Annotated in this window: 21 protein-coding genes and 2 pseudogenes; 17 read left to right on the top strand and 6 right to left on the bottom strand. The window is 40.7% G+C overall.

All coding sequences use genetic code 11. The annotated features are described in order from the left end of the window. Positions 1–21 precede the first annotated feature (21 nt). The 7 genes from A9J31_RS01580 to A9J31_RS01550 all read left to right on the top strand — a co-directional run bounded on the left by A9J31_RS01580 (position 22) and on the right by A9J31_RS01550 (position 5342). Positions 22–1773 carry a copper resistance system multicopper oxidase gene (locus A9J31_RS01580; protein ID WP_067761889.1) on the top strand — a complete coding sequence of 584 codons (1752 nt, stop codon included), beginning with the start codon at positions 22–24 and terminating at the stop codon, positions 1771–1773. After that, the gene (locus tag A9J31_RS01575) at positions 1760–2671 is read left to right on the top strand and encodes a copper resistance protein B (protein WP_067761887.1); all 912 of its coding nucleotides are present in this window, start codon (positions 1760–1762) and stop codon (positions 2669–2671) included. The genes A9J31_RS01580 and A9J31_RS01575 overlap by 14 nt, the downstream gene beginning before the upstream one ends. 323 nt (positions 2672–2994) lie before the next feature. Then, complete coding sequence (gene sugE / locus A9J31_RS01570; protein WP_067762022.1) at positions 2995–3312, top strand: quaternary ammonium compound efflux SMR transporter SugE; 318 nt, start codon at positions 2995–2997, stop codon at positions 3310–3312. A gap of 57 nt (positions 3313–3369) precedes the next feature. Next, the gene (sugE, locus tag A9J31_RS01565; protein ID WP_067761885.1) at positions 3370–3687 is read left to right on the top strand and encodes a quaternary ammonium compound efflux SMR transporter SugE; all 318 of its coding nucleotides are present in this window, start codon (positions 3370–3372) and stop codon (positions 3685–3687) included. A 40-nt stretch (positions 3688–3727) separates the two neighbouring features. Further along, on the top strand, positions 3728–4210 hold the full coding sequence (locus A9J31_RS01560) for a methylated-DNA--[protein]-cysteine S-methyltransferase (protein WP_067761883.1): 483 nt from the start codon (positions 3728–3730) through the stop codon (positions 4208–4210). Between the two features lie 47 nt (positions 4211–4257). Continuing rightward, a complete protein-coding gene (locus tag A9J31_RS01555) occupies positions 4258–4911 on the top strand; it encodes a nuclease-related domain-containing protein (protein ID WP_067761881.1) in 654 nt (217 codons plus the stop codon). Between the two features lie 62 nt (positions 4912–4973). Continuing rightward, positions 4974–5342 (top strand): SseB family protein, encoded by a 369-nt coding sequence (locus tag A9J31_RS01550; protein WP_067761879.1) that lies wholly within the window; start codon positions 4974–4976, stop codon positions 5340–5342. Between the two features lie 32 nt (positions 5343–5374). On the opposite strand, the gene A9J31_RS01545 is transcribed toward A9J31_RS01550, so the two are convergent. Beyond that, positions 5375–6307 (bottom strand): tRNA dihydrouridine synthase, encoded by a 933-nt coding sequence (locus A9J31_RS01545; protein WP_180057279.1) that lies wholly within the window; start codon positions 6305–6307, stop codon positions 5375–5377. Between the two features lie 445 nt (positions 6308–6752). Between A9J31_RS01545 and A9J31_RS01540 the strand changes: the two genes are divergently transcribed. Continuing rightward, positions 6753–6962 carry a cold-shock protein gene (locus A9J31_RS01540; RefSeq protein WP_067761877.1) on the top strand — a complete coding sequence of 70 codons (210 nt, stop codon included), beginning with the start codon at positions 6753–6755 and terminating at the stop codon, positions 6960–6962. Positions 6963–7121: 159 nt separating this feature from the next. On the opposite strand, the gene A9J31_RS01535 is transcribed toward A9J31_RS01540, so the two are convergent. After that, positions 7122–7931 (bottom strand): cytochrome C assembly family protein, encoded by an 810-nt coding sequence (locus tag A9J31_RS01535; protein ID WP_067761875.1) that lies wholly within the window; start codon positions 7929–7931, stop codon positions 7122–7124. A gap of 138 nt (positions 7932–8069) precedes the next feature. Between A9J31_RS01535 and ffh the strand changes: the two genes are divergently transcribed. Together ffh and A9J31_RS01525 are read left to right on the top strand one after the other, a co-directional pair. Continuing rightward, on the top strand, positions 8070–9473 hold the full coding sequence (gene ffh / locus A9J31_RS01530) for a signal recognition particle protein (protein WP_067761873.1): 1404 nt from the start codon (positions 8070–8072) through the stop codon (positions 9471–9473). Positions 9474–9684: 211 nt separating this feature from the next. Beyond that, positions 9685–10278: an RBBP9/YdeN family alpha/beta hydrolase gene (locus tag A9J31_RS01525; RefSeq protein WP_067761871.1), complete on the top strand. Its 594-nt coding sequence runs from the start codon at positions 9685–9687 to the stop codon at positions 10276–10278. A gap of 42 nt (positions 10279–10320) precedes the next feature. On the opposite strand, the gene A9J31_RS01520 is transcribed toward A9J31_RS01525, so the two are convergent. The 3 genes from A9J31_RS01520 to A9J31_RS01510 all read right to left on the bottom strand — a co-directional run bounded on the left by A9J31_RS01520 (position 10321) and on the right by A9J31_RS01510 (position 12748). Beyond that, positions 10321–10998: a toxin-antitoxin system YwqK family antitoxin gene (locus tag A9J31_RS01520; protein ID WP_067761868.1), complete on the bottom strand. Its 678-nt coding sequence runs from the start codon at positions 10996–10998 to the stop codon at positions 10321–10323. Between the two features lie 241 nt (positions 10999–11239). Next, positions 11240–11968: a type III pantothenate kinase gene (locus tag A9J31_RS01515; protein WP_067761866.1), complete on the bottom strand. Its 729-nt coding sequence runs from the start codon at positions 11966–11968 to the stop codon at positions 11240–11242. A gap of 24 nt (positions 11969–11992) precedes the next feature. Next, positions 11993–12748: a biotin--[acetyl-CoA-carboxylase] ligase gene (locus tag A9J31_RS01510; RefSeq protein ID WP_067761864.1), complete on the bottom strand. Its 756-nt coding sequence runs from the start codon at positions 12746–12748 to the stop codon at positions 11993–11995. A 29-nt stretch (positions 12749–12777) separates the two neighbouring features. Here A9J31_RS01510 and A9J31_RS01505 point away from each other — a divergent pair, with 29 nt between their 5' ends. From A9J31_RS01505 to A9J31_RS01480, 6 genes and pseudogenes are all read left to right on the top strand, one after another. Further along, complete coding sequence (locus A9J31_RS01505) at positions 12778–13590, top strand: sulfite exporter TauE/SafE family protein (RefSeq protein ID WP_067761862.1); 813 nt, start codon at positions 12778–12780, stop codon at positions 13588–13590. 146 nt (positions 13591–13736) lie between these two features. Then, a complete protein-coding gene (locus A9J31_RS01500; RefSeq protein ID WP_067761860.1) occupies positions 13737–14432 on the top strand; it encodes a GntR family transcriptional regulator in 696 nt (231 codons plus the stop codon). Positions 14433–14442: 10 nt separating this feature from the next. After that, on the top strand, positions 14443–17895 hold the full coding sequence (gene smc, locus A9J31_RS01495) for a chromosome segregation protein SMC (RefSeq protein ID WP_067761857.1): 3453 nt from the start codon (positions 14443–14445) through the stop codon (positions 17893–17895). A 1-nt stretch (position 17896) separates the two neighbouring features. Next, entirely contained in the window at positions 17897–18925 is a 1029-nt protein-coding gene (locus A9J31_RS01490; protein ID WP_067761855.1) for a cell division protein ZipA C-terminal FtsZ-binding domain-containing protein, read from the top strand. Positions 18926–19023: 98 nt separating this feature from the next. After that, the gene (gene ligA / locus A9J31_RS01485) at positions 19024–21054 is read left to right on the top strand and encodes an NAD-dependent DNA ligase LigA (RefSeq protein WP_067761853.1); all 2031 of its coding nucleotides are present in this window, start codon (positions 19024–19026) and stop codon (positions 21052–21054) included. A 397-nt stretch (positions 21055–21451) separates the two neighbouring features. After that, positions 21452–23630: pseudogene (locus tag A9J31_RS01480) on the top strand (TonB-dependent receptor). Positions 23631–23691: 61 nt separating this feature from the next. Here the strand turns inward: A9J31_RS01480 and A9J31_RS01475 are convergent. After that, positions 23692–24780, bottom strand: a complete 1089-nt coding sequence (locus A9J31_RS01475) for an SDR family oxidoreductase (protein ID WP_245668190.1) — start codon at positions 24778–24780, stop codon at positions 23692–23694. A 247-nt stretch (positions 24781–25027) separates the two neighbouring features. Here A9J31_RS01475 and A9J31_RS15235 point away from each other — a divergent pair. Continuing rightward, positions 25028–25189: pseudogene (locus A9J31_RS15235) on the top strand (IS5/IS1182 family transposase); the annotation flags it as partial.

Below are 25189 nucleotides of genomic sequence, written 5' to 3'. Positions count from 1 at the left end.
TATTCAACACAAGGTTAAAACATGTCTATTCAATTTAAATCAAGCCTCATTCTTGGGGTGTGTCTGCTTTCGCCATCATGGGTATTTGCAGCAGTCAAAGAATATCATCTAAATATTGATGAGAAGACCATTAATCTGACCGGTAAAGCGGTCAAGAAAATCAGTGTGAATGGTCAATTTCCTGCACCGCTTTTAGAGTTTGAAGAAGGTGACGATGCGGTGATTCATGTACATAATCAGCTAAAAAAACAAAATACTTCGGTGCATTGGCATGGACTATTATTGCCCGGTCTGATGGATGGTGTGCCTGGCTTTAATGGTTTTAATGAAATACAACCAGACGGTAGTTTCACTTACAAATTTAAAGTTCGCCAAAGCGGCACTTATTGGTATCACGCACACTCTAAAGGTCAAGAACAAGACGGTTTGTATGGCGCATTGGTGATTTACCCTAAAGGAAAACAACCAATTACTGCCCACGAAAGTACACAACGGGACTATGTGGTTATGCTGTCGGATTTTCATGAATCGTCTAGCGCACAGATCATGGCAAATCTGAAAAAATCTGCTGAGTATTATCAAAATCAACGGGAAACCGCCAAAGACGTATTGCAGCAAATTAAACACGAAGGTTTGAAAAGTACCTGGAAAGACCGTTCGATGTGGAATCAAATGCGCATGCTGAAAACGGATTTGTCCGATGTGACGGGTTATACCTTTTTGGTCAATGGTAAAACGCCAGAACAAAACTGGACAGGTCTGTTTAAGCCAAATGAAAAAGTGCGTTTACGCTTTGTAAATGCTGCTGCAATGTCATTCTTTGATGTACGTATTCCAAACTTAAAAATGACTGTGGTCAGTGCTGATGGTCAACCGGTTAAGCCTGTGCCAGTGGATGAGTTCCGCATTGGTGCTGCGGAAACTTACGATGTGATCGTACAGCCTAAAGCAGCGCATTATCAGATTGAAGCAGAGTCAATTGACCGAAGCGGTTTTGCCATCGGCACTTTGCATGATGAAACTCAGCCGCAGCATGCGGGAATTCATATGCCGGAAGCACGTCCTCGTGCGCTACTGACAATGGAAGATATGGGACATGGCAGTATGTCTAGTACAGATCATTCTAAAATGAATCATGATGCGATGCCAAATACGGATCACTCTAAAATGAATCATCAAGCAGTTGCACTAGATCATGCTGTACATCACTCAGTCGCTAAAAATAATAAGCCAAAGCCGGAACCATCCGTTATGGGGTGGGCCAATGCGTCAACACCTGTCGGTGATAAAGCACTGCAATACAGCGATTTAAAATCTTTGCAAGCGCAGCCTGACACCCGTGAACCGACACAAGATTTAGTGATTCACCTAGGCGGAACCATGGAGCGTTATTTATGGACGATGAATGGTAAAAAATTCAGTGAGGCTGAACCGCTAAAAGTCAAATACGGCGAACGTATTCGATTGAAGTTCGTCAATGACAGCATGATGGCGCACCCGATGCATTTGCATGGCATGTTTATGCAGCTAGAAAATGGTCAAGCCTCTTCTGAAATGCCGAACAAACATACGGTGATTGTGCCGCCAGGAAAAACTGTCACAGCATTGTTAACTGCAAATGAATTGGGCGAATGGGCGATTCATTGCCATCTGCTGTATCACATGTCTGCAGGCATGATGCATAAATTGATTGTGGCAAATGTGGCTAATTCTTCAGCACAACCAATCCAGCCAGCAGCGAACACAGCGGAGGCTTCACATGCGCATCATTAAATCCTTCACGTTGTCAGCTGTAACACTTGCTTTGGGCAGCATGACCTCAACATTGTGGGCGATGGGCGAACATACCGATGCACACATGTCATCACATCAGATGAGAGACATGTCTGATATGCAAAATTTGGCCAAAGACGTTGTCACAGATTCCGCTCAAATCAATCATGCTGAACATGCTGAACATGCTGTCGAGCTGCCGATTGCATCAACTGAAATATATGCGCATACGGCAGACCATCGTATAGAACACGGCGGTCAAATATATCAATCCACAGAAATTGATAGTCGCTGGCTTAGCAATTCTGATGGGGAAGGGTTTTTAAAATCCGAGTTAGAAAGCCGCATTGGCACGGATGAAAACAAACTGTTTTTAAAGCTACATGCCGATAAAGCAGAATCAGCCAAAGCAGATTATGCTGCGCAGGCGATGTATAGCCGCATGATTTCTGATTTTTGGGATGTGCAGGCGGGCGTACGCTATCGTTATGATCAAAAGCATAGCAGCGATAAATCACGTTATGACGCAGCTTTAGGTTTGCACGGTTTAGCGCCGTATTTTTTTGAAACCGATGCATATCTTTTTGTCGGGCAGGATAATCAAGTCAGTTTTTCTTTGGAAACTGAACGCGATATTTTGCTGACACAAAAGCTAATTACGCAGCCTTATTTAAATATGAATGTGGTATTTAGCGATGACTCACGTTATGCCCAAAAGACAGGCTTAAATGATGTTTGGCTCGGTGTAGAAACACGCTACGAAATTAGCAAGAAAATAATGCCTTTTGTCGACATTGCTTATCACTATGAAAAAGGCGATAAGCAAACGGCATGGCAAACCAAGACCGATAGTGAAGCCGATTGGTGGTATGGTGCAGGCGTTCGAATGAAGTTCTAAATCACGGCTACCCGACTTAAACGATTTTAATTAAATCGAAGCACCATGAATGAATGTTCATGGTGCTTTTTTGGGTTTAAATGGGCGAAAAATACGGTTAAACGCATGAACTGCTTTTATTTGGAGCGAAAGCAGGGCGCGCATAGTAATCAAAACGTATTCAAAGCACTAAAAATGGTCAAAAATTGTAAGCGTTGCCCTAAAATTCAGCAAATTTGCTATACTGGCTAACATCACAGGAGGAACGACCTCCCTTTAACCTTCTATCGAAGGGGCAAGAAAAATCGTCAGGACGACCTGACTCTACTATGGAGGAAGGCATCGTGGCCTGGATTGTTCTTGTTTTCGCGGGTATTTTCGAAATTATTTGGGCTTATTCAATGAAGCTGTCTGAAGGCTTCACAAAACTCGGCCCGAGTTTAATCACATTATTTTTTATGATCCTAAGTTTTGGTTTATTGGCCTATGCTATGAAAACCTTGCCCTTGGGAACTGCCTATACTATTTGGACGGGTATCGGTGCGATAGGTTCATTTTTGGTGGGGATTTTTATCCTCGGTGAACCCGCGACAGCGATGCGGATGTTGGCAGCAGTCTTGATTATTTCAGGATTGATCTTAATGAAATTATCTTCAAGTTAATATTTAAATCGCACAAAAGTGTTTCGCGCTTTTGTGCTTTTTTTATGGGTATAGAAAATGGCGTGGATGTTATTGATTGTGGCTGGATTGCTTGAGGTTGTTTGGGCCTATTGCATGAAAGTGTCTGACGGTTTTAGCAAATTAACACCGAGTATTCTCACCATAGTGTTTATGATAGCGAGTTTTGCATTATTGTCTTATGCCATGAAAAGTTTGCCATTAGGCACGGCTTATACGGTTTGGACAGGCATAGGTGCTGTCGGTTCATTTATTTTGGGTATTGTGGTGCTTGGTGAGCCAGCAAATGCAATGCGGATGTTGGCTGCGGTACTGATTATTTCAGGATTAGTCTTGATGAAATTATCATCGTCCTGAATAATCTAAACTGAACTTTTCAATAAAGCTGGTGGCCGTGATGCAATTGTCATATCAATATTTAGACTCTCCTGTAGGACAGCTGCAATTGGTTGCAAACGAAACCGCTTTGGTTGCAGTGCTATGGGAAAATGAAAAGCCTGATCGTGTGTGCTTGGCGAGTTTAGTTGAAGATCACAAACATCCGATTTTGCTTAAAACAGCCAAGCAATTGAATGAATATTTTGCGGGAAAACGTCAAATATTTGACTTGCCGCTCGATTTTTCTGGCACAGAATTTCAGCAAAAAGTGTGGCAAGCGCTATTAACCATTCCTTTTGGTGAAACCCGCAGTTACAAACAAATTGCTGAACAGATTGGTAATGTAAAGGCAGTTCGTGCGGTAGGTGCGGCCAATGGAAAAAATCCAATTTCAATTATTGCACCATGTCATCGCGTCGTTGGTGCGAATGGTAAGTTGGTAGGTTTTGCAGGTGGTTTAGAAAATAAAGATATTTTATTGAAAATTGAGAAATTACAATAAAATAGCATGTATATTTGCGAATAATAAATTACAAAAAGATTTGATAAATGAACATCAGCCAAATATTTGCACCGCTAATTTCAATGCTGTGGTGGTTGATTCCTGTCTTATTAATTCTAGGTGCAATAAAAGTATTTAAACCTTTTTTAAAAGGAAAAATAGGTGAATTTGCTGTAGCAGCGCATGTCAAACTTTATCTAAAAGGTGATTACATACTTCTGAATGATTTGACATTGCCTGATATCGAAAGTGGGACTACGCAAATTGATCATATTCTTTTGAGTCCTTATGGCATTTTTGTTATAGAAACCAAAAATTATAAAGGGTGGATTTTTGGTACTGAGCGTCAAAAGCAATGGACTCAAAAAATTTATAAGCAAAGCTTTAAGTTTCAAAACCCGATCCATCAAAATTATAAACATATGAAAGTGCTTGAAAAGATTTTAGCTGATATTTTGGATAAGGAGTTTATACATACAGTCATTGTATTTATGCCCGAAGCTGTATTTAAGACAGACATGCCCTCAAATGTTTTCCGTGGAGCAGATTGGACAGATTATGTAAAAACTTACAAACAATCCGTAATTTCACCTATGAAATTAAAGCGTGTCCAACTCAGATTAGAAAAAGAAATTTTGGAAAAGTCTTGGAAAACTAATCGTCAACATGTAGAGAACTTAAAGCAGCGGCATGATTCTTAATCATGGTGTATTCTTAAATTTTAAGTGATCATTTTTATTACAATAATTCGTCGGACATTAAAATGCAAAATTCCCTTCAACAGCTCTATGAAACGACCTTAGATCATCCGGAACAATACCAAGATTTCTATCAGCAATTGTTGAATACTCAAGTGTTCTGCTTAGGTGAAAGAGATGAAAATCAGCAGTTACATTTTCAACTCATGCAAACTGATGATGGGGAACAAGCTATTCCATTCTTTTTAAATTTAGCTATGTTGCAGCAAGATGTTGGACTTGACGCTGAATTTGTCATGATCAATGCGGAAAAGTTATTTACGATTACCAAAGGCGCAACTTTAGTTATGAATCCACTCTCAGAACATCCAAAAGAGTTTTTAGCTGAAGAAGTTGAGGCAATTTTAGAGTTCGCAAAACAAAAAAACCTTTGATTGTTTAAGTACAAACAAAGGTTTAAACATGGTTACATACCCGCTTTAAGCTTTTCGACAATTTCATCCAAAGGCTTAACGCGTTTTACTTCATCCCAAAGGATTTTGGCTTCAGGGTAGTGCTTTGACATCATTCCTAGCCACTGCTTATAGCGACCGACCATATTCATTTCTTTTTTGTATGAACCATTTAAGAAGCGAATTTGTAAGCCTAATAATTCATGCCATGTAATTAAGGGTTGGTCAGTATTTTGGCGAATACACTGGGTAATGTCAGGGGTAGTGACAGCAGCACGGCCAATCATCAGGTCTTCACAGCCTGATTCTAATTGACATTGCTTGGCATCTGCATTGTTCCAAATTTCGCCATTGGCAATCACATTGATTTTTAAGGCTTCACGAATGGGTTGTAACTGATCCCAAAAAGCTGGTGGGGTATAACCATCTGCCTTTGTTCTTGCATGAACGGTTACCCATGCTGCGCCTGCATCTTCAATGGCATGTGCATTTTCTAAAGTAAAGTTACGGTCCATGTAGCCTAGACGCATTTTTGCTGAAACTGGAATATGACTTGGGACAGCATCGCGCACAGCTTTAACCAGTTCATAAACAACTTCTGGTTCATCTAGTAGCACGGAACCACCGCGGTGTCGATTCACTGTTTTAGCAGGGCAACCGAAGTTCATATCAATAGCCGGAGCACCGAGTTCAACTGCACGAACAGCATTAGCTGCAAGCATGGTTGGATTATTACCTAAGAATTGTACATGTACAGGCGTACCAGCAGCAGTTTTGCCATCATGTAACAGTTCAGGACAGTAACTATGATAAATGTGATCCGGCAGCACAGAGTCCGTGACACGTATGAACTCAGTTACACACCAGTCAAAACTCCCCACATGCGTTAAAACATCGCGCATAATTGGGTCGGTTAAGCCTTCCATGGGTGCAAGTACAAGTTTCACAGTGACACTGCCAGAAAATGAAAAACGGTGTTATACGTGTTTTTAAGCATGCTGTCTAGGTTGTAATAGGTTAGTAGATAAAATTGTTAAAAAGTATAAATTTTTCTGAAAATGAACAAATCTCTACTGCGAAAGTAGAATTTAACTGACATGAAATTTAAATAATAATGTGATGAAATACATGAGGATAGTAAGAATTAGAATATGATTTACTTCGTTGTTTTTAAATGGAATCAACGACATATATGACACTTGAATAATCTAAGAATTCATGTATGATAGCTGCAACTAGAAAAAAAGTATTGTTTCGTAAATTTTCTTTAAGTATCGCAGTGTTAGTCATAATCCTTCGTTTTTTCAGAGATGAAGTTCAATTCTTTATTATTTTCAAAGTTATAGTCAGTCATCATCCAATGGCTAAATCAACAAATTAATAGGTATTATTATGTCTAATACAGTTACTGGTACAGTTAAATGGTTCAACGAAACTAAAGGTTTCGGTTTTATTGCACAAGACAACGGTCCTGACGTTTTCGCTCACTTCAGCGAAATCACTGGTTCTGGCTTCAAAACTTTGCAAGAAGGCCAAAAGGTTTCTTTCAGCATCGCTCAAGGTCAAAAAGGCCCGAATGCTGTAAACATCGTTGCTCTATAATTTAGACGTAATGAAAAAAAAGCGCGATTCGCGCTTTTTTTTATGCCTAAAATTTATTGAGTTGTATAACTTTAACTACAACTAGACAAATTTGAGGCAGTAAAAAAGGGAGTAAATAACTCCCTTAAAATATATCGTTTGAATAACAATAAATGCTAGTTAGCGGCCCAATACCATTTCCAAGATAAACTTTGAACCAATAAAGCCAACAGCCAACAAGCAAAAACCAATAATAGTAAAGCGAATCGCTTTTTGACCACGCCAACCAAAGCGATAGTGTCCAATCAATAAGGCACCGTACACAAACCACGAAATAATACTGAACGCAGTTTTATGGGCTAAATGTTGTGCAAAGAAGTTATCAATGGTGAAGAAACCGAAGCCTAAAGCAAAGGTCAATAGCGCAAAGCCGGCAATCAATAAGTCAAACAGTAAAGATTCCATAGCTTGGAACGAGGGTAGCAAGCTGACCCAAACACGCTTTTTTTGTTTGTTTTTCAGTTCACGATCCTGAAAACGTAATATTACAGCTTGAATGGTTGCCATGAGCAATACGGCATATGCAGAAAGCGACAAAATAATGTGAACATCTAAGCCGAGAGAGTGCTGTTCAATAAACTGATTTTGTTTACTAAAGGCAAAACCCAATATTAAACCCATTGCTGCTACAGGAATACCGAGCAAATTCATTGCAAGAACAGGGCGATAGGTACTAAAAATTAAACTGAGAAAAAGCATTAAACCTGATGTAAAAGACATCAAGTTAAACACATCATAATTAACACCTGATGGTGTCATCATGTCGTTATATAAAACGCCTGCATGTAGCAACATGCCTAAGCCAAGCACTACACCAATTAACCAATGGTTCGGTACACGTTTAGACATCAAATGGCTGAATAAATACCAAAAAGAAGTGGTATAAGCGATTAATGCTAAGATCGTATAAACCAAGGGGAGACTGATCATGTCAAACCTTTTTCAGGATGATGAATATTCATTTATATAAATTCTGCAAGAACTAAAGTATCCTATAGCATTCTATGCATAAATTTTCTATTTTAAGAAACAATTTTTTGCTCATGGCTATTTTAAGCGGAATTTGCAATGTTTGATACCTTAACAGAACGACTCACGCAGAGTTTAAGAAATGTTACTGGCTCAGGGCAGCTAACCGAAGACAATATTAAAGATACGTTACGTGAAGTACGTATGGCACTTCTTGAAGCCGATGTGGCGTTACCTGTAACTCGTGAATTTATCGCGAAAGTTAAGGAAGAGGCATTGGGTCAAGAAGTGATGACTCAGTTATCACCGGGACAGGCTTTCGTCAAAATCGTTCATGATGAATTGACCAAAATGATGGGGGAGGCGAATGAAAGCCTTGACCTAGCAGCAAAACCTCCTGTGGTTGTGCTTCTTGCAGGTTTGCAAGGCGCGGGTAAAACAACGACTGCAGCAAAATTGGCACGCTTCTTACAAGAACGTCAAAAGAAAAAAGTCGCAATGGTTTCTGCCGATGTTTACCGTCCTGCAGCAATCAAGCAGCTTCAAACCGTAGCTGGTGAAGTTGGTGCGATTTTCTTTGAATCTAGTCCTGATGAAAAACCCATTACCATTGCGAATCGTGCAATCGAGCAAGCAAAAATCCAATTTGCTGATGTACTGATTGTCGATACTGCAGGTCGTCTACACGTAGACGACGAAATGATGGATGAAATTAAAGAGCTGCATGCGGCAATCAAACCAACTGAAACCTTGTTCGTGGTTGATGCCATGACTGGTCAGGATGCTGCAAATACGGCAAAAGCCTTTAACGATGCGTTGCCATTAACGGGTGTGATCCTAACCAAAACTGATGGTGATGCACGTGGTGGTGCGGCACTTTCAGTACGTGCAATTACTGGTAAGCCTATTAAATTCTTGGGTATGGGTGAAAAACTCGATGCCCTTGAACCATTCCACCCTGAACGTGTTGCACAACGTATTTTGGGTATGGGTGACGTGCTTTCTTTGGTCGAAGAACTTGAACGTAAAGTCGACAAAGAAAAAGCCGAAAAAATGGCGAAAAAATTGCAAAAAGGCGGTAGCTTCAACTTTGAAGATATGCTGATGCAATTTGAACAAATGAATAAAATGGGCGGCATGATGGGCTTCTTAGATAAGTTGCCTGGTATGAGTAATGCTGGCCTTCAGGATGCGATTGCGCAAGCGAATCCTGAGAAGCAAGTGAAAAAAATGGAAGCGATTATTCAATCGATGACCATTAAAGAACGTCGCAATCCAGACTTAATGAACCCTAGCCGTAAAAAACGTATTGCTGCAGGCTGTGGTATGGATGTTTCTGAAGTTAACAAACTGATTAAACAACATGCACAAATGGCGAAGATGATGAAGAAGTTTGCTAATCCGTCAGGTATGGCAAAAATGATGAAATCATTAAGCGGTATGCAAAAACAGTTCGGCGGCGGCGGTGGCATGGGCCCGTTGTTTGGCGGTAAAGATAAATAAGTTTATCTAACTGGTTCTAGACATAAAAAAAGCGCCTTGGGCGCTTTTTTTATGTCAGCGATTTACTGCTGTAAGCTTGCTAGTTCCCAAATTAAATAATTACAAATATTCGCCAAAAAGTTATTGAGTTCGTAGGGAGATACGCATACAAAATGAGCTAATTAGAAACTGACTTTATGTCGTTGAAAAAGGCTAAAATAAGAACTTACACATGAACACACATCTGCAGCCAGAGCACAAAAAGGTTTATATCATTCATGGCCATGATGCCTCACCGAATGATCATTGGTATCCGTGGCTAAGTCGTAAATTACAAAATGCAGGCCATTTATCCAAACGTATTGTTTTGGCCAATGCTGATCAACCAAATTTTGATGATTGGCAGAAATTTCTAGCCTTACAAATGCCTATTTTGGATGAAAACACGATTGTTATTGCACACAGCTTGGGCTGTTTAACGGTGCTGCATTATTTGAATCAATATTTTCAGCAACATAATGCCAAAATTAAGGCAGGTATTTTTGTATCAGGTTTTAAAGCAACCTTAGCAGTGAAGCCTGAACTAAATGAATTTATAAAAAAAGCGCGGATGGACAGTGGGGTTTTGCAGATACATATGCCGATTGCGATCAGCTTTATATCTTCTAACGATCCGATTGTGCCACCACCTGCATCTATACAATTAAGTAGCTTTATCAATGCACAACTTTATGAAGTCAAGGATGCAGGACACTTCATGGCAAAAGATGGATTTTCAGAAATTCCTGAACTTTGGGATATTTTGCACCCATTACTTTCTGCTTAAGTATAAAAAAGGCGCAGTATGCGCCTTTTTACTTTATGCAGATTATTCTAATGCATTCGAAATATTTTCGCGGATCTCATCAATTTGGTCATCTGCTGCTGTACCATCTTCTTTCCACGCTTTATACGCACCCACATATTCATCATCTAAATCGACCACATATTCAGTGGCTTTTTGACCAGATGGATACCATAGGGTATATGCCAAGTTTCCTTGAGCATCTGCCGTGTAAGCAGCACCGCGTTTACCATTAGGATAAAACTCCTCACCTTTTACATAATTGCCATCTTCAATAGTAAAGGTCGATTCCACCTTGCCGTTTTTACGGTATAAGGTCACAGGGCCTTCCACATCTTCGCCGTTGAAACTAAACAGTTTTAACGGATCTTTGACCCAGCTTGCTGAGGATTGTGGGGTTTTGGTCTCTTGATAAAAATCTTGTACTAAGAAATCACCAGCGGCATTACGCCCGAGTAATACACGGTAAAAACCATCTTCTACTGGTTTCATGTAATAACTTGAGTCGATATATGAAACGCAACCACAATATTCAGGATTATCTTCTTTACCGAAGTAACCTAAAATTGCTTGATTTGTAGTGAGTTGAGATTTGATGTCGGCAGGAAGTTTGGTGCTGGCTAGGTTTTGTGTTGTTGAACAACCGCTAAATAATAATGCTGAAGCGAGTACGCCTAAGCCCAATAAGTTTTTTAATTTCATGTAGATGCTCTTAGTCTTATATTATGTTGGTCAAGACGTTTTAAAATTATAAAGTGTGTGATAAATCAATGATTATCGTGGCTTATTGTAAAGGCTTGAATAAAAAAAGGGCGTCAATTGAGATACAGTTTGTAAATGAAGGCTTTTGATGTATTGCGATAAACAAATGTAAAAAGCAGCCTAATGCGGCTGCTTTTTCACACATTCATTGTTCAAAATTAAACAAGAATATTAGGTAATATTAATGTGCGTTGACGTAACTTTGTAAGCCACGTAACAGCAGGTCAGCTTCAATATCTGGTTGATATTTTTCTAAATAGCGGGCAAAGAGCGCAGCATCACCGCCTGTTAAAATCAATTTACTAGGGTACTTTTCAAGAACTTTTTCAATCGTACTGACTAAGCCTAATAAAATGCCGTGATGTACCGCATCTATGGTGTTTTTACCCGGTGAAAGTTCATCAAAAGTCGCATCAGGAATTTTAATTCCCTTGGTATTTTGAATGAGGGAGTCGCGCTGCAAATACAGATTTGGCAAGATATAACCGCCTAAATGCTGTAAACCGTCTGTCAGGTCGATTGTGAGCGCAGTACCACAACTAATCACGCAATATTTTAGTGTTGGGTCTTTCACCACAGCGAGCATTTGTAGCCAACGATCAATACCAAATTTACTGGTATCCTCATAGGCACAGCGCAAGCCTCCATATTCGGCATGCACTTTGGCAATCGTGACGGGAACAGCTAAAAATTTCAAAATCTTTTGGATACGATCGTTATTTTTTTTGTCGAGTACAGAGGAGATGCCGACTTGATCTATATTTTGACTTTTAAAATGTTGAATTAAACCCAGCAAAAGTTCCGCAGGGGATTGCAGGTGCAGTTCGGCAGCATGCTCAATAATTTGATCATGCTGTGTAATCCAATATTTAAGACGTGTATTGCCGACATCGAGCCATAATTTTTTCATAAGCTTACCTTTACGCCTGTGAATTTAATGGCAATCCGAAAGACGTAAACGTCCTTGGAAGTGATTTTCTAAGCCTTGGGTTGTTTGTATATTGATCGAGCCATCATTTTCGATGCCCAAAAACAATCCTTGGCTGATGCCTTGTAAATGTTCCAGCGCAACGGCTTGCTGCATAAATGCAGCATGGTGATTGAAACGTGCGGCAAGGTTGTAGCAATTGTGATTAAACCATTCGCCTGCTTGTTGAATCGCCTCATAGAGTTCAGCAATGAGCTTTAAGCGATTCGGGGAAGCCATGCCCAGTTCTGATAAAGAGCTTGCGCGTTGTTCGATGCCTGCTTTTGGAACGGGATATAAATTCATCCCAACACCGACAATAACTTGGGTATTTGATAAGGGTTCAACCAAAATACCGCCCCATTTACCTAATGGGCTATACAAGTCATTTGGCCATTTCACTTGCAGGTTCAAATTTTGCAAGCTTGGCATTTGCAGGATATTTAAGGCGATTTCAAGTGCGAGGCGGCCATCTATCGCTGTCTGTAAATTCAGCAATGTGCTTAAATAGATATTACCAACGGGTGAGACCCATTGATGTTCACGTTGACCACGACCATGCGTTTGTTGCTCACTACACACCAATACATGCTGAATGCCTTTTTTGGCAATTTCGCGCACGTCGTCATTGGTTGATGTAGTAATCGGTTTAAGCAGTAGCACCTCAGGTGGCAGGGGTGTTGTGCGAAGTAAGTCTTGTAAATGTCTAGTCTCTAAATCCATTTGAATCTGAGAGTTGTGGAATAATTGTGATGGAGTTAATCATATATTTGCTCATCGGCGCAATCGCTGGTTTTGCAGCAGGGCTGTTTGGCGTTGGTGGTGGCCTGATTATTGTGCCCATTTTGTACATCGTTTTTACTCAGCTTCAATATGATCCGAGTGTGATTATGCACATGGCGGTGGGTACCTCCTTAGCGACGATTATCGTCACGTCATTTAGTTCCGTCTCAGCGCATCATAAAAAAGGTGCGGTGATGTGGAAGGTATTTCGGAATCTCGCACCAGGCTTGGTCATTGGCTCATTTTTAGGTGCTGGTATTGCGGATGTGATGTCCGGACAGGGCTTACAATTATTAATTGGTGTGTTTGCACTTTGGGTTGCTGTAAAAATGTTTTTGGGTGCAGCGACACCTGTCGATCCGTCTAAACAATTACCATCAACCACAATGCAAATGGTAGCAGGTGGGGGAATTGGTGTTGCATCGGCAATCTTTGGTATTGGTGGGGGCAGTTTAACTGTGCCTTACTTAAATAAAAATGGTGTGGTGATGCAAAAAGCGGTTGCGACCTCAGCTGCGTGTGGTTTACCTATCGCGATTGCTGGCGCGCTCGGGTTTATGTGGTTTGGTCATCAGTCCGAGGTTGAAGTTCCAAATACTATGGGTTATGTACATATTTATGCTTTTATTGGTATTAGCGTGATGAGTTTTATGACTGCAAAACTCGGTGCGAAAGTCGCACATATGCTTTCGCCATTCATGTTAAAACGTTGTTTTGCGTGTTTATTAACGACGGTGGGATGTTATTTTGTTTACCAAGGGTTTCAGCAATTTTTAGTATAAGGACGGTTTAAATTGCCAAGGATTGGCTTTTAAGACACAAGATTGTCCGACAATGTCATATTCATCTGACCTGTAAATCGTTTTTAATGCAGCATGATTGAGTTAAATCTCAGCATTGCATCTTATAAAAACAAGACAGGAATAGTATGCAACAACAAGAAGCGGACAGTTTATCAGAACAAATTGCCAAACATATCGGCGAACAGATTATTCGCGGAGAGTTGGTGGAAGGTGAGCGTATTCAAGAATTGCGCATTGCCGCAGAATTGGATGTGAGTCGAGGCTCTGTTCGTGAAGCCCTTTTGATTCTAGAAAGAACCCAGTTGATTGAAATATATCCACGTCGTGGTGCGTTGGTTTCGGAAATGTCGGCCTTACAAGTGCGATCTTTATTCGATATTGCTTCTTTATTGTTGGGGCAAATTGTTCACCGTATGGCTGAAACTTGGCGTAGCCATGAAGCAGAGCGCATTCAGCTATTACTTGAGCAATTAGAAGTTGAAACCCGCCAAGGCAATACTGAAAAGTTTTATGATTTGATCTTTCAGGGTATGGCTCGTCAGCACGAAATGGTTGGCAATGCCTACCTCATGCGTTATTACCAAGAGTTATTGCCTTCACTCCGAAGAAGTTATTTTTTAACGCTGAATATTTCAAGGCGAGAACTGCAAGAATCTTATGATTTATTTAAATTGGTAACTGATGCGGTTTTAATCAGAAAAACACATCAGGCTACTTTATTTATGGAAGATTTTTGTCGACACTTACGCAACCTTGTGTTGGAATCACTAACACGGATGAAACAAATCGAATTAGCGTGGGCGAGACGTTCACGCCGTTGATCAGGACACTATGCGTTTAAGCAGCTTAAAACTTTCCGGCTTCAAATCTTTTGCCGACAGCACAACATTAAAATTTGAAGGCAACCGTAGTGCGGTTGTTGGCCCGAATGGCTGTGGTAAATCTAATGTGATTGATGCCATTCGTTGGGTCATGGGTGAATCAAGCGCCCGCCAATTGCGTGGTGGTACCATGCAGGACGTTATTTTTACGGGCACAGCAAAGCGTAAGCCTGTCGGTGTGGCAAGTGTTGAACTGCGCTTTGATAATACCTATGGCAAGCTCGGTGGGGCGTATAATGCCTATAATGAACTGGCAGTGCGTCGTCAGGTTAACCGTGATGGTAAGTCTGAATATTTCTTAAATGGCACCAAATGCCGCCGTCGTGATATTACCGATATTTTTCTGGGGACAGGTTTAGGTCCGCGTTCATATGCAATTATTGAACAGGGCATGATTAACCGTTTGGTCGATGCCAAGCCTGAAGAAATGCGGGTCTATATTGAAGAAGCTGCGGGTGTGTCACGTTATCAAGCACGCCGACGTGAAACGTTATTGCACCTTGAGCACACCACGCAAAACCTTGAACGTTTGGAAGATATTGCCGCAGAGTTAAAATCTCAGCTAAAGACCCTAAAGCGCCAGTCAGAAACTGCGGTGCAATACAAAGAACTCGAAACCCAGATTCGCACAATTAAAATTGAAGTACTGTCCTTTCAATGTGAGCAAAGTACCCGTTTGCAGCAAGAATACACCGTACAAATGACGGAACTGGGCGAAACTTTTAAATTAGTACGCTCTGAGTTGAATACCTTAGAACATGATTTGACCTCAACCAGTGCTCTGTTCCAACGTTTGATTCAACAATCGACGCCGCTACAAAGTGAATGGCAACAAGCAGAAAAAAAGCTTTCTGAATTGAAAATGACCTTGGAGCAAAAACAAGGTTTATTTGCACAAAATTCAGCAAGTTTAGTAGAGCTAGAAAAACAAAAAGCCCAAACCAAAGAGCGCTTACAGTTATTAGAACTGCAACTTGAAACCTTGCAAGAACAGCAAGATGTGTTCACTGAGCAATTACAGCAACAAGAAAGCAGCACTCAAGATCACACTCAGCAACTTGCCGACTTAAAAGCACAGCAGCAACAAGCTACACAGCAGTTTGAATTAGTACGTACTCAAGTTGAGAAACAGCAACAACAAAAACTGCAAATGTTGGCACAAAGTGAGCAACTCACCAAAAATATTAGTCGCATTGAACAGCAACGGGAAACGCTACAACAGCAACGCGGTCAAATTCAGAACCAAGCCCAGCAAGATGAGCTCGAACATTATGAACAAGACAAACAGCAATTACAGCAACAGGTAGCACAGCAAGAGCAGTTGATTACTGATCTTCAAGTTAAATTGATTGCGGCACAAGAACAGCAGGCTCAGCATAAACAAAATGTGATGCAGCTTAAATCTGAAATACAGGTACTGTTGTCTGAACAGAAAAACCTGAATCAGCTGTTAATCAAATCTAGTCCGAAGCAGCAAAGCCAGCGTCAACGTTTAATGCAAAGCTTAAAACTGACGGCGCAAGGCAAAGTTCATGCACAGTTGGTGGAAAAATTCTTAGCCAAATGGCTAAATGCCCAAGTCTTAGAATCGGACGACGCATTTCAAGACAGCGTGGCACGACAGCTTAAAGCACAATCGAATCAGTCACATAGTCAAATTTGTGACTTAACACCACTTGCTGCATGGATCGAAGCGCCACAATATTCAATTTGGCAGCAGGTCGCAGTGGCTGAGACTTTAAACCAAGCCATGCGGCATCAAGCGCAGTTGCAATCAGGTCAATCCATTTTAACGTTAGATGGTTATCACGTGGGGCAGGACTGGGTGATTGGCCTGGACTATGACGAAGACAGTCAAGCCGGACAGGGTGCGCTGAGCCACCGCATTCGCTTGGATGAATTGACAACCTCATTGTCTGTGCTACAGCCGCAGCTTGAACAAGCAGAAGTAGCTTTACCTGAGTTGCAGCAAGCTGTACAGGACTTACAACAACACTTGCAGCAACAGCAAAACCAACTCAAGACATGGCAAAAAGACAGTCAAAACCTTGATTTGGCAATTACCAAAGTTCAAAGCTCAAACCAAGCTTTTGCTTTGCAAAAGCAACAATTGCAAGATCAATTGCAACAACTGGAAGAGCAGCTTGAAGAAGATGCCATGCAAAAAGATGATCTAGAAATTGATCTGCATGCATTGAATATGAAGCTTGAGCAAGCCTTACCAAACTACAAAACCTTGCAGTTTCAAGTGGAAGAGTTGACTGGAAATTTAGAGTCAGCACAACAAGTGGTTCTACATAACCAGCAAGAATTGGAAATTGTGCGCCGTCAATCCGTACAAACCAAACAGCAAATTGAATTGTTGGAAAAAGATGCTGTGTTTTTAAAAGCACAAACCCAACAAATTTTGGGGCAAATGGAACAGGCGAAGAAGTTTGTTGATCCTGTACAGCTTGAATTACCGGCACTCGAGTCGCAGTATTCTGAACAGGCTCAAATCACTGAACGTTTGCAAAAAACTTGGAATGATTGGCAGCTCGAACTGAATAATGTACAGACCAAGCAGCAGACATTGACTGAGCAGCGTCACTCACATCAGCAACAAGATGAAAAGCTGCGCACACAGTTGGAAGAAAAGCGTCTGGCTTGGCAGTCAGCACAGTCGGATCTGCAGCATTATTCAGAACAATTGAAAGAAATGAATAGTGAGATGCTGACTGGTCTAAGCATTGATGTCGCATCACATCAGCAGAAGCTTGAAAAAGCCCAACAGCAGTTTGATAAATTAGGCGCAGTCAATTTGGCAGCAGCTGAGGAATACACAGAAGTTGCGAAGCGCTTTGAAGATCTGAGTCATCAAATTGATGATTTGCAAAAAACTGTTGAGCAGTTGCAAGCTGCTATGAAAAGCATTGATCAGGAAACACGTAAGTTATTCATGACCACCTTTGATAAGGTTAATGCAGAATTACAAGAACTGTTCCCTAAAGTATTTAATGGTGGTGAAGCAAGTTTAAGCCTTGAAGATGGCTGGCAATCGGGTGTAAAACTAATGGCTCGACCACCGGGTAAACGAAACAGTTCTTTGGCATTGTTATCGGGTGGTGAAAAAGCATTAACAGCATTGGCATTGGTCTTTGCAATATTCCGTTTAAATCCAGCCCCTTTTTGCGTTTTAGACGAAGTAGATGCACCTTTAGATGATGCCAATGTAGGAAGATTTTGTAATCTTGTAAAAGAACTTTCCGAACAAGTGCAATTTATTTACATTACACACAATAAACTAGCAATGACAATGGCGACGGATCTGTTGGGTGTGACCATGCCAGAACCAGGAACTTCAAAACTAGTGACTGTTAATATTGAGCAGGCCAAAGAATACGGTTTAGCTGCGGAGGCATAACATGGAAATCACCACAATCGTAGGGATTGTAATAGCGGTTATTATTATGGTCGTGGGCATTCGAATGATGTTTCGTAAGCCTGCTGACGCAGCCCCATCCTTAGATTCAGAATTGCATATCGACCCTGACAGTCAACAGCCTGTGATCCCTCGTCATGTACGTAGCCAATTACAAGCGGCGGAAACAGCACGTGTTGAACCTACGTTGACTGAACAAGCTGCGCAAGTGTCGGATGAAAAAGCTGTTGAAGTGGCACAAGAAGATAAAACTGAAAGCCTTGAACCGAAAGCTGCTGCATCTGTGGAGGCTATTCAATCAGAAGTTGTCGAAGCTGCATTAGAAAAGTCAGAAACTGTTGTTGATAAAGTGGATTTAGATCAGGTTGCTGAAACAACGCTTGATAAGTCGCAAATTGAAGTTCAAGCAGAAACTACAAAACTTGAGCCGTCTGAGGATTCATTAGTTGCAGAAAAAGCACCTGAATTTAGTGTGAACAGCAACATTGAAAAAGCAGAAATCAGCGATTTTGATGAAGAAAGCAGTATTTTAGATGCGCATCTACATGAACAAAAAATTGTGGATGAAGAAAGTGCTTTAGCGACTGCCGAAACTTATATTGCGCTAAATGTATTCCCAGATAGCCGCGCGTTATCTGGTGAAAAAGCGCTAAAAGTTTTACTTAAATACGGTCTACGTTATGGTGAAATGGCGTGTTTCCATCGTTATGATGAAGAAGGTAATAAATTATTGTTCTCTGTATTACAGATGAATAGTGATGGTATTCCGGCCGGTTTTGATCTTGAAACGTTATCAACGGAAGAAGTCAAAGGTTTGGCATTCTTCTTGGCATTACCACACAGCGATGTGCAAAATGCCTTTGATACCATGGATAGCATCGCACGTCTGATTGCTCGTGAAATTGATGGTACGGTCTACGACCAAAATAACCAAGAGTTCACACCGCAAATGCGTGAACACTGGCGTCATCAAGCAATTGATTATCGTCAAGGTCAAGCCATTGAAGTTTAATGGTCGAAGATTGAAACTCACCGAGTGGATTTCTATAATAGCGACAGAAAATGAAATATTAGGGCGGAATCAGAACCGCCCTTTTTTATGGTGAATATATGACACAACAATCCACTGTCGTTGCACAGATGCGACAACTGATTCAACTTTTGGCGAAGCATAACCATGCGTATTATGTGATGGATACGCCAGAAATTGAGGACAGTGAATACGATCAATTATTTCACCAATTAAAAGCACTTGAAGAACAATATCCTGAGCTAACTCAACCCGATAGCCCGACCAATAAAGTAGGTGGTAAAGCGCTATCCAAATTTGAGTCGGTGACGCATGCCGTGCCGATGTTGTCATTGGGCAACGTTTTTAATGCTGAAGATTTATTTGCCTTTGCACGCCGCGCAGAAGAGCGCTTACCCAATCAAAAAATTGAATATGATGTCGAGTTAAAGTTCGATGGCCTGGCGATTTCACTGTGGTATGAAAATGGTATTTTGATCCGCGGTGTTACCCGTGGTGATGGTGAAACAGGCGAAGATATTACGCAAAACGTCAAAACCATTCGCAACTTGCCACAAGTATTGACTTCAAACGAAACTGAGATACCAACTTTGTTAGAGGTTCGTGGTGAAGTGCTCATGCCAAAGTCGGGTTTTGAAAAGCTTAATGCTGAAAATGAAGCAAAAGGCGAGAAAATATTTGCAAATCCGCGTAATGCAGCAGCAGGGAGTTTACGTCAGCTCGATCCTGCCATAGCAGCATCACGCCCTTTGGCATTTTATGCCTATGGTATTGCCCAGTGTGAACCAAATCATGGGCAAAGCACCATGTCTGCAAGTCTTGAGTGGTTGACACAATTTGGCTTTGCCGTGGGTGAGCGTCATTTTATTTGCGACAACATTCAAGACGTACAAAAAGCCTATGAGCAGATGATTATTGATCGCCCAAGCCTCAGTGTTGAAATTGATGGCATGGTGATTAAGGTTAATAGCTTGAAACAGCAGCAGACTTTAGGTTTTTTAAGCCGGGAACCACGTTGGGCAACCGCTTATAAGTTTCCAGCAGTTGCAGCACTCACAACAGTTGAAAATATTGATTGGCAAGTAGGGCGTACTGGGACATTAACGCCAGTCGCACGTTTAAATCCAGTCGCTGTTGGTGGTGTAACCGTGTCTAATGTGACATTGCATAACATCGGTGAAATTCACCGCCTAGACGTTCGTGTGGGAGATACGGTGAGTGTTTACCGTAGTGGTGACGTGATTCCCAAAGTGGAGAAAGTTTGGCCTGAATTTCGACCTGTAGAAACAGTTGAAATTCAATTGCCCGAATGTTGTCCTGTCTGTTCTTCACCTGTGGTGATGCCTGAAGGTGAAGCATTGGCACGTTGCTCAGGCGGTTTGTACTGTGCAGCGCAACGTATTGAAGCGATTCGCCACTTTGTCTCACGTAAAGCCATGGATATTGAAGGTTTAGGTGATCGCTGGGCTGAGTCATTATTACATCTCGATTTACTTAAAGATGTTGCGGATATTTACAGCCTGCATGAGCACCGTGAAAAGTTATTGACCATTGAAAAAATGGGTGAAAAATCAGTACAAAATCTGATTGATTCCATTGAAAACAGTAAGAAAACTACTTTGGGGGCATTTATTTATGCACTCGGTATTCGAGGTGTCGGTGAAACGACAGCACGTATGCTTGCGAATACTTTCCAAACATTTGATGCAATTCGTCATGCAGACTTAGATGCATTGAAAAAGACACCTGATGTGGGTGATATCACCGCAGAATGGATTGTCGACTTCTTCCAAGCACCGCATAACCTGGAAGTAGTAGATCGTTTACTCGCCGCTGGGATTCACTGGGATGCACCGATTGCACCAACACGCCAACCTTTGAATGGTGAAAGTTGGGTCATTACAGGAACATTAAGTAGCATGGGGCGTGATGAAGCAACTCAAATGCTGCAAGCTCTAGGTGCCCGTGTAAGTGGTAGTGTATCGAGTAAAACCAAATGTGTGGTAGCAGGTGAGAAAGCAGGCTCTAAATTAGAGAAAGCTGAAAAGTTAGGTGTACCAGTGATGACAGAGCAAGAATTTATCATTTTTGTTCAGCAGCATAATGGATAAATCCTGAAGAATTATTGGTGGTTTAAGTGAAGATAAAAAGAGGCATAGCGATGCCTCTTTTTTTGCTAAGTCGAAAAGTGAAAAAGTTGTTCATGAAATGAGGAAAACCCACATCAATATCTAATAAAGCTTAAATGGTCCTTAAACTTAGTTAGTCATCTGTTTAATTATTAATCAAATAGAACTCAAATTTTATTCGATTAAAATCTAATTTTATTTTTTAAATATGATTTTTATTCTTTTTTAACAATTACTTATTTAAAAAAATAATAGTTTTACTTTTTTTAAGATTTTAATTACTGATAAAAATTAGATTTTAAAACGAGATTCTCAATAGTGGTGAGAATCATTCTGCATATAATAATGATTCTTATTCAAATAAATTAAGCGTTCAACAATGATCAATTTTCCAAAAACTCATTTAGTCCGTGCGATTTCAATCGCGATCTTAGGGGTGGGCACATCTGCAGTAGTAAATGCAGCAGAGCGAACTGTGCTTGAAACGATTGAAGTTGAGGTACCAGCTGAAAAGCAGCTTGCAAATGGAAAATTGAAAGCGCAGACAGACCTTGGTGCACTGGGAAATAAAAAAATTGTTGATACGCCATTTAGCGTTGCTGCATATAGTGAAAAATTAATTGAAGAACAGCAGGCTACGACAGTTGGTGAAGTTTTAAAAAATGATGCGAGTATCCGTATTACAACCAACCAAGGTCATTTAAACGAAAACTTTAATATTCGTGGCTTTGACATCAATCACGATGACATTGCACTCAATGGTATGTACGGTAATGGCGCCTTATGGACGCGTACCGACTGAATTTTTAGATTCGGTAACGGTTTTAAAAGGCCCGAATGCCTTGGTTGCAGGTATGTCGCCTGCTGGTGGGGTCGGTGGTGTGGTCATCGCTAAAACTAAGCGTGCAGATAAAGAAAAAACTCAAGTTTCAGCTTCAATGGAAGAAGGTGGTTTTTACCAATCAGGTTTTGACGTTTCGCGACGTTTTGGTGCTGAAAAAGAATTTGGTCTACGTGTGAATGGTGCTTATGGTCAAGGTGAGCACATTATTGAAGGCATGGAAGATAAACATGCATCAGGTGCAATTGCTGCAGACTATACAACGGATAAATTAAAACTAAATTTTGATGCTTTTGCGGTACGTGATGATCGTAATGGTGGCTCACCTGCGATGGTCGCGTTTGGGGTGAAAGACGCACATGGTCATATCTATAATGGCGTACTTGATGCGCCTAAAGGCGATACCAATTATTTTAGTAATTTAGAAGGTCATACAGATAGTGAGTTTGTAGGATTAAGTGGTGAATATGCATTCACGCCTGATTTAAATGTGTATGCGGGTGTAGGGCATATTGAAAAGGCCTATAGCGGACACATTTTTGGCACACGTCTTATCGTAGGGCAAGCTGATGGTCATGCTACTTCACAGTACTATCGTACAGGGTCATCTGAGTCGATTACATCAGCCAATACAGGTTTCCAATATAAGTTTAATACAGGTGCTGTAAAACATGCCTTAAATGTAAGAGCTGACTACTTGACCAAAGAAACAGATCAGCATGTGAAAGCGACGCAAGAGAATATTGATTCAACCAATTTATATGATCCTAACACCACTGTCGGTATGCCTTTAGCTTATCCTGTGGTTCAACCAAACTTAGACAATAAATATGTCAGCTATACGGTGTCTGATCAGATTTCGATGTTAGATGATAAATTGCAGCTAATTGTTGGTGCACGCTATCAGGATATCGATACCAAGAATTTACAAAGAAAGACTGGCTATCAAGATGATAAAATTTCGCCAAGCTTAGGTGTTGTGGTTAAACCTTTTGGTGAGAATCTTTCTATTTATGCAAACTATGTAGAGGGACTTTCTGAAGGTGTAACGGTGAATAATGTTGCAGATGCCAACAATAATGTTACCTTCGCGCCATTTCAAACTAAGCAATATGAATTGGGTGCAAAATATCAAGCAGGTTCTTGGTTGAATACATTTGCCCTTTATCAAATTGAAAAACCATCGACCATGGTATCTTCATATTCTGATGGTCAACCCAATAGTACAATCAATCAAATTACCACAGATGATGCAGAAACACGTTCACGTGGCGTGGAATGGTCATTTTCAGGAGAGATTTATACAGGTCTAAATCTGATGGGTAGTTTGGCTTATATCGATGCTGAATATACCAAAGCAGCGGTGAAAAGTGGCGTAACTAATCAAGGTAATACGGTATATGGTATTCCTGACTTTACCGCAACGCTTGGCTTAGATTATGCAGTACCTTATGTAGATGGATTAAATGTGAATGCACGTGCAAACTACGTGAGTGAACAGTACTTAAATGAAACCAATGCACTTAAACTACCAGACTATACAATTTTAGATTTAGGTGCGCGTTATAAAACCAATTTGGGTGGTGTAAATACTACATTCTTAGCCAATGTTGATAACGTGACTGATGAGAAATATTGGGAAGGTACATTCAACTCAGGTTATGCCTTAGTGGGTGGTCCTCGTACCTATAAAGTCGGCGTGACTTTTGATTTCTAAGTTAGTTTAGTTTTTTTATATAAAAAGCCACCGTCAGGTGGCTTTTTTGCAAATGAATGATTTACGGAATATATTGCTTAACCACACCGTCATCGAGTAATTGTTGGAAATGTTCAACCACACTTTGTTGAATATCTCGGTACTCAATGCCCAATTCTGTTTTACTTTTTTCAGCATTAAAGTAAATTGGGTAACCCATATTCAGTTCAACAAACTTTCGTGGGAAACCTGCAAGAGGGCCAAATGCTTTAAAGGCAAACTTCGGTAAGGTATTACGTGGAAAAGGAAATTTATTACCAAAATGCGAGCGTAATATTTTCCCCATTTCTAATAAACTTAAAGTACCACCGCTAATGATATAACGACCTGATGCTTTAGGGTTTAATGCTGCTTGTACGTGCGCTTCGGCGACATCACGGACATCGACAATTCCATTCCACATTGGTGGAACACCCGCCAAAGTCATACCGTTGGCAAACTGCTGTAAAACCTCAACACTGCCAGACTGAGTCGATGCTGTTAATGAAGGGCCCATCACTAAGGCTGGATTTACGCAAACCAAATCCCAGCGTTGTTGTGCTTTTTGCATATCCCATGCTTTTCGCTCTGCCATAACTTTTGAATAAGGATAAGGCTGATGCGTCTCAGAGCTAGAAGTGTTCCAATGTGATTCATCAAACTGATTATGTTTGGTTTGTAAAATATCAATTGCATCACCATAAGTTGATGCAATGCTTGACGTTACCACCACTCGCTTAACTGATTCAGTTTTATTTACACTATTGAGTACATTTTCAGTGCCTATCACCGCAGGCTCAATAATGTCTTTAATTGCGTCTTTATAGTTGGTCACAACAAAAGGGGACGCCATGTGAATGACAATATCGCAGCCCTGCATTGCTGTATCGAATGCACCTTGATCGAGTAGATTGGCCTGGAATAATTTTAATGTGCCACTGGTTTTTGCTGCAATGTTTTCTAAATGGATGAAGCTGGCTTTTTTGTTGAGATCTCGAACTGTGGCATGTACAGTATGCCCAAGTTCAAGTAAGTTTTTAATGACCCAACTGGCAATATAGCCTGTTGCGCCTGTGACGAGTATCTGTTTTGTTGTCTTGCTATTCATATTCTTCAACTTTAATTGACGCATTTTTTTATCATATTGAGAATATTTGGTTTTGTCTTTGATTGATTTGAAAAAATATATGTTGATGATTGGGTTTGATACGCTCTAAATTCAGCAGAAAATGCATGTGAATGCTGTAAAAGTACTTTTTTATGATCTTAAAAAGCGTGAATATGGGATGAATGTTGGATAGATGCATATTCTTATGATTATGAACGGCTTTGTTGCACAAACCTATCTGTAAAGGCTTTTTCAGCGATATAATTTTCAAATGAAGAAGCCTTCACACAAAATCTACCGCACAACCAATTGGCCCGCATATAACCGAGCACTTATGAGTCGCGGAAATATTGCCATTTGGTTTGATCCTGCTACGCAATGGTATGCGCCATCAAAAGGCAAACAAGGGCGAAATCAAACCTACTCCGACGCA

Source organism: Acinetobacter gandensis (genome assembly GCF_001678755.1).
GTDB lineage: Bacteria > Pseudomonadota > Gammaproteobacteria > Pseudomonadales > Moraxellaceae > Acinetobacter > Acinetobacter gandensis.
The sequence above is the reverse complement of the archived record's forward strand: the minus strand, read 5'-3'. Positions and strand labels throughout refer to the sequence as shown.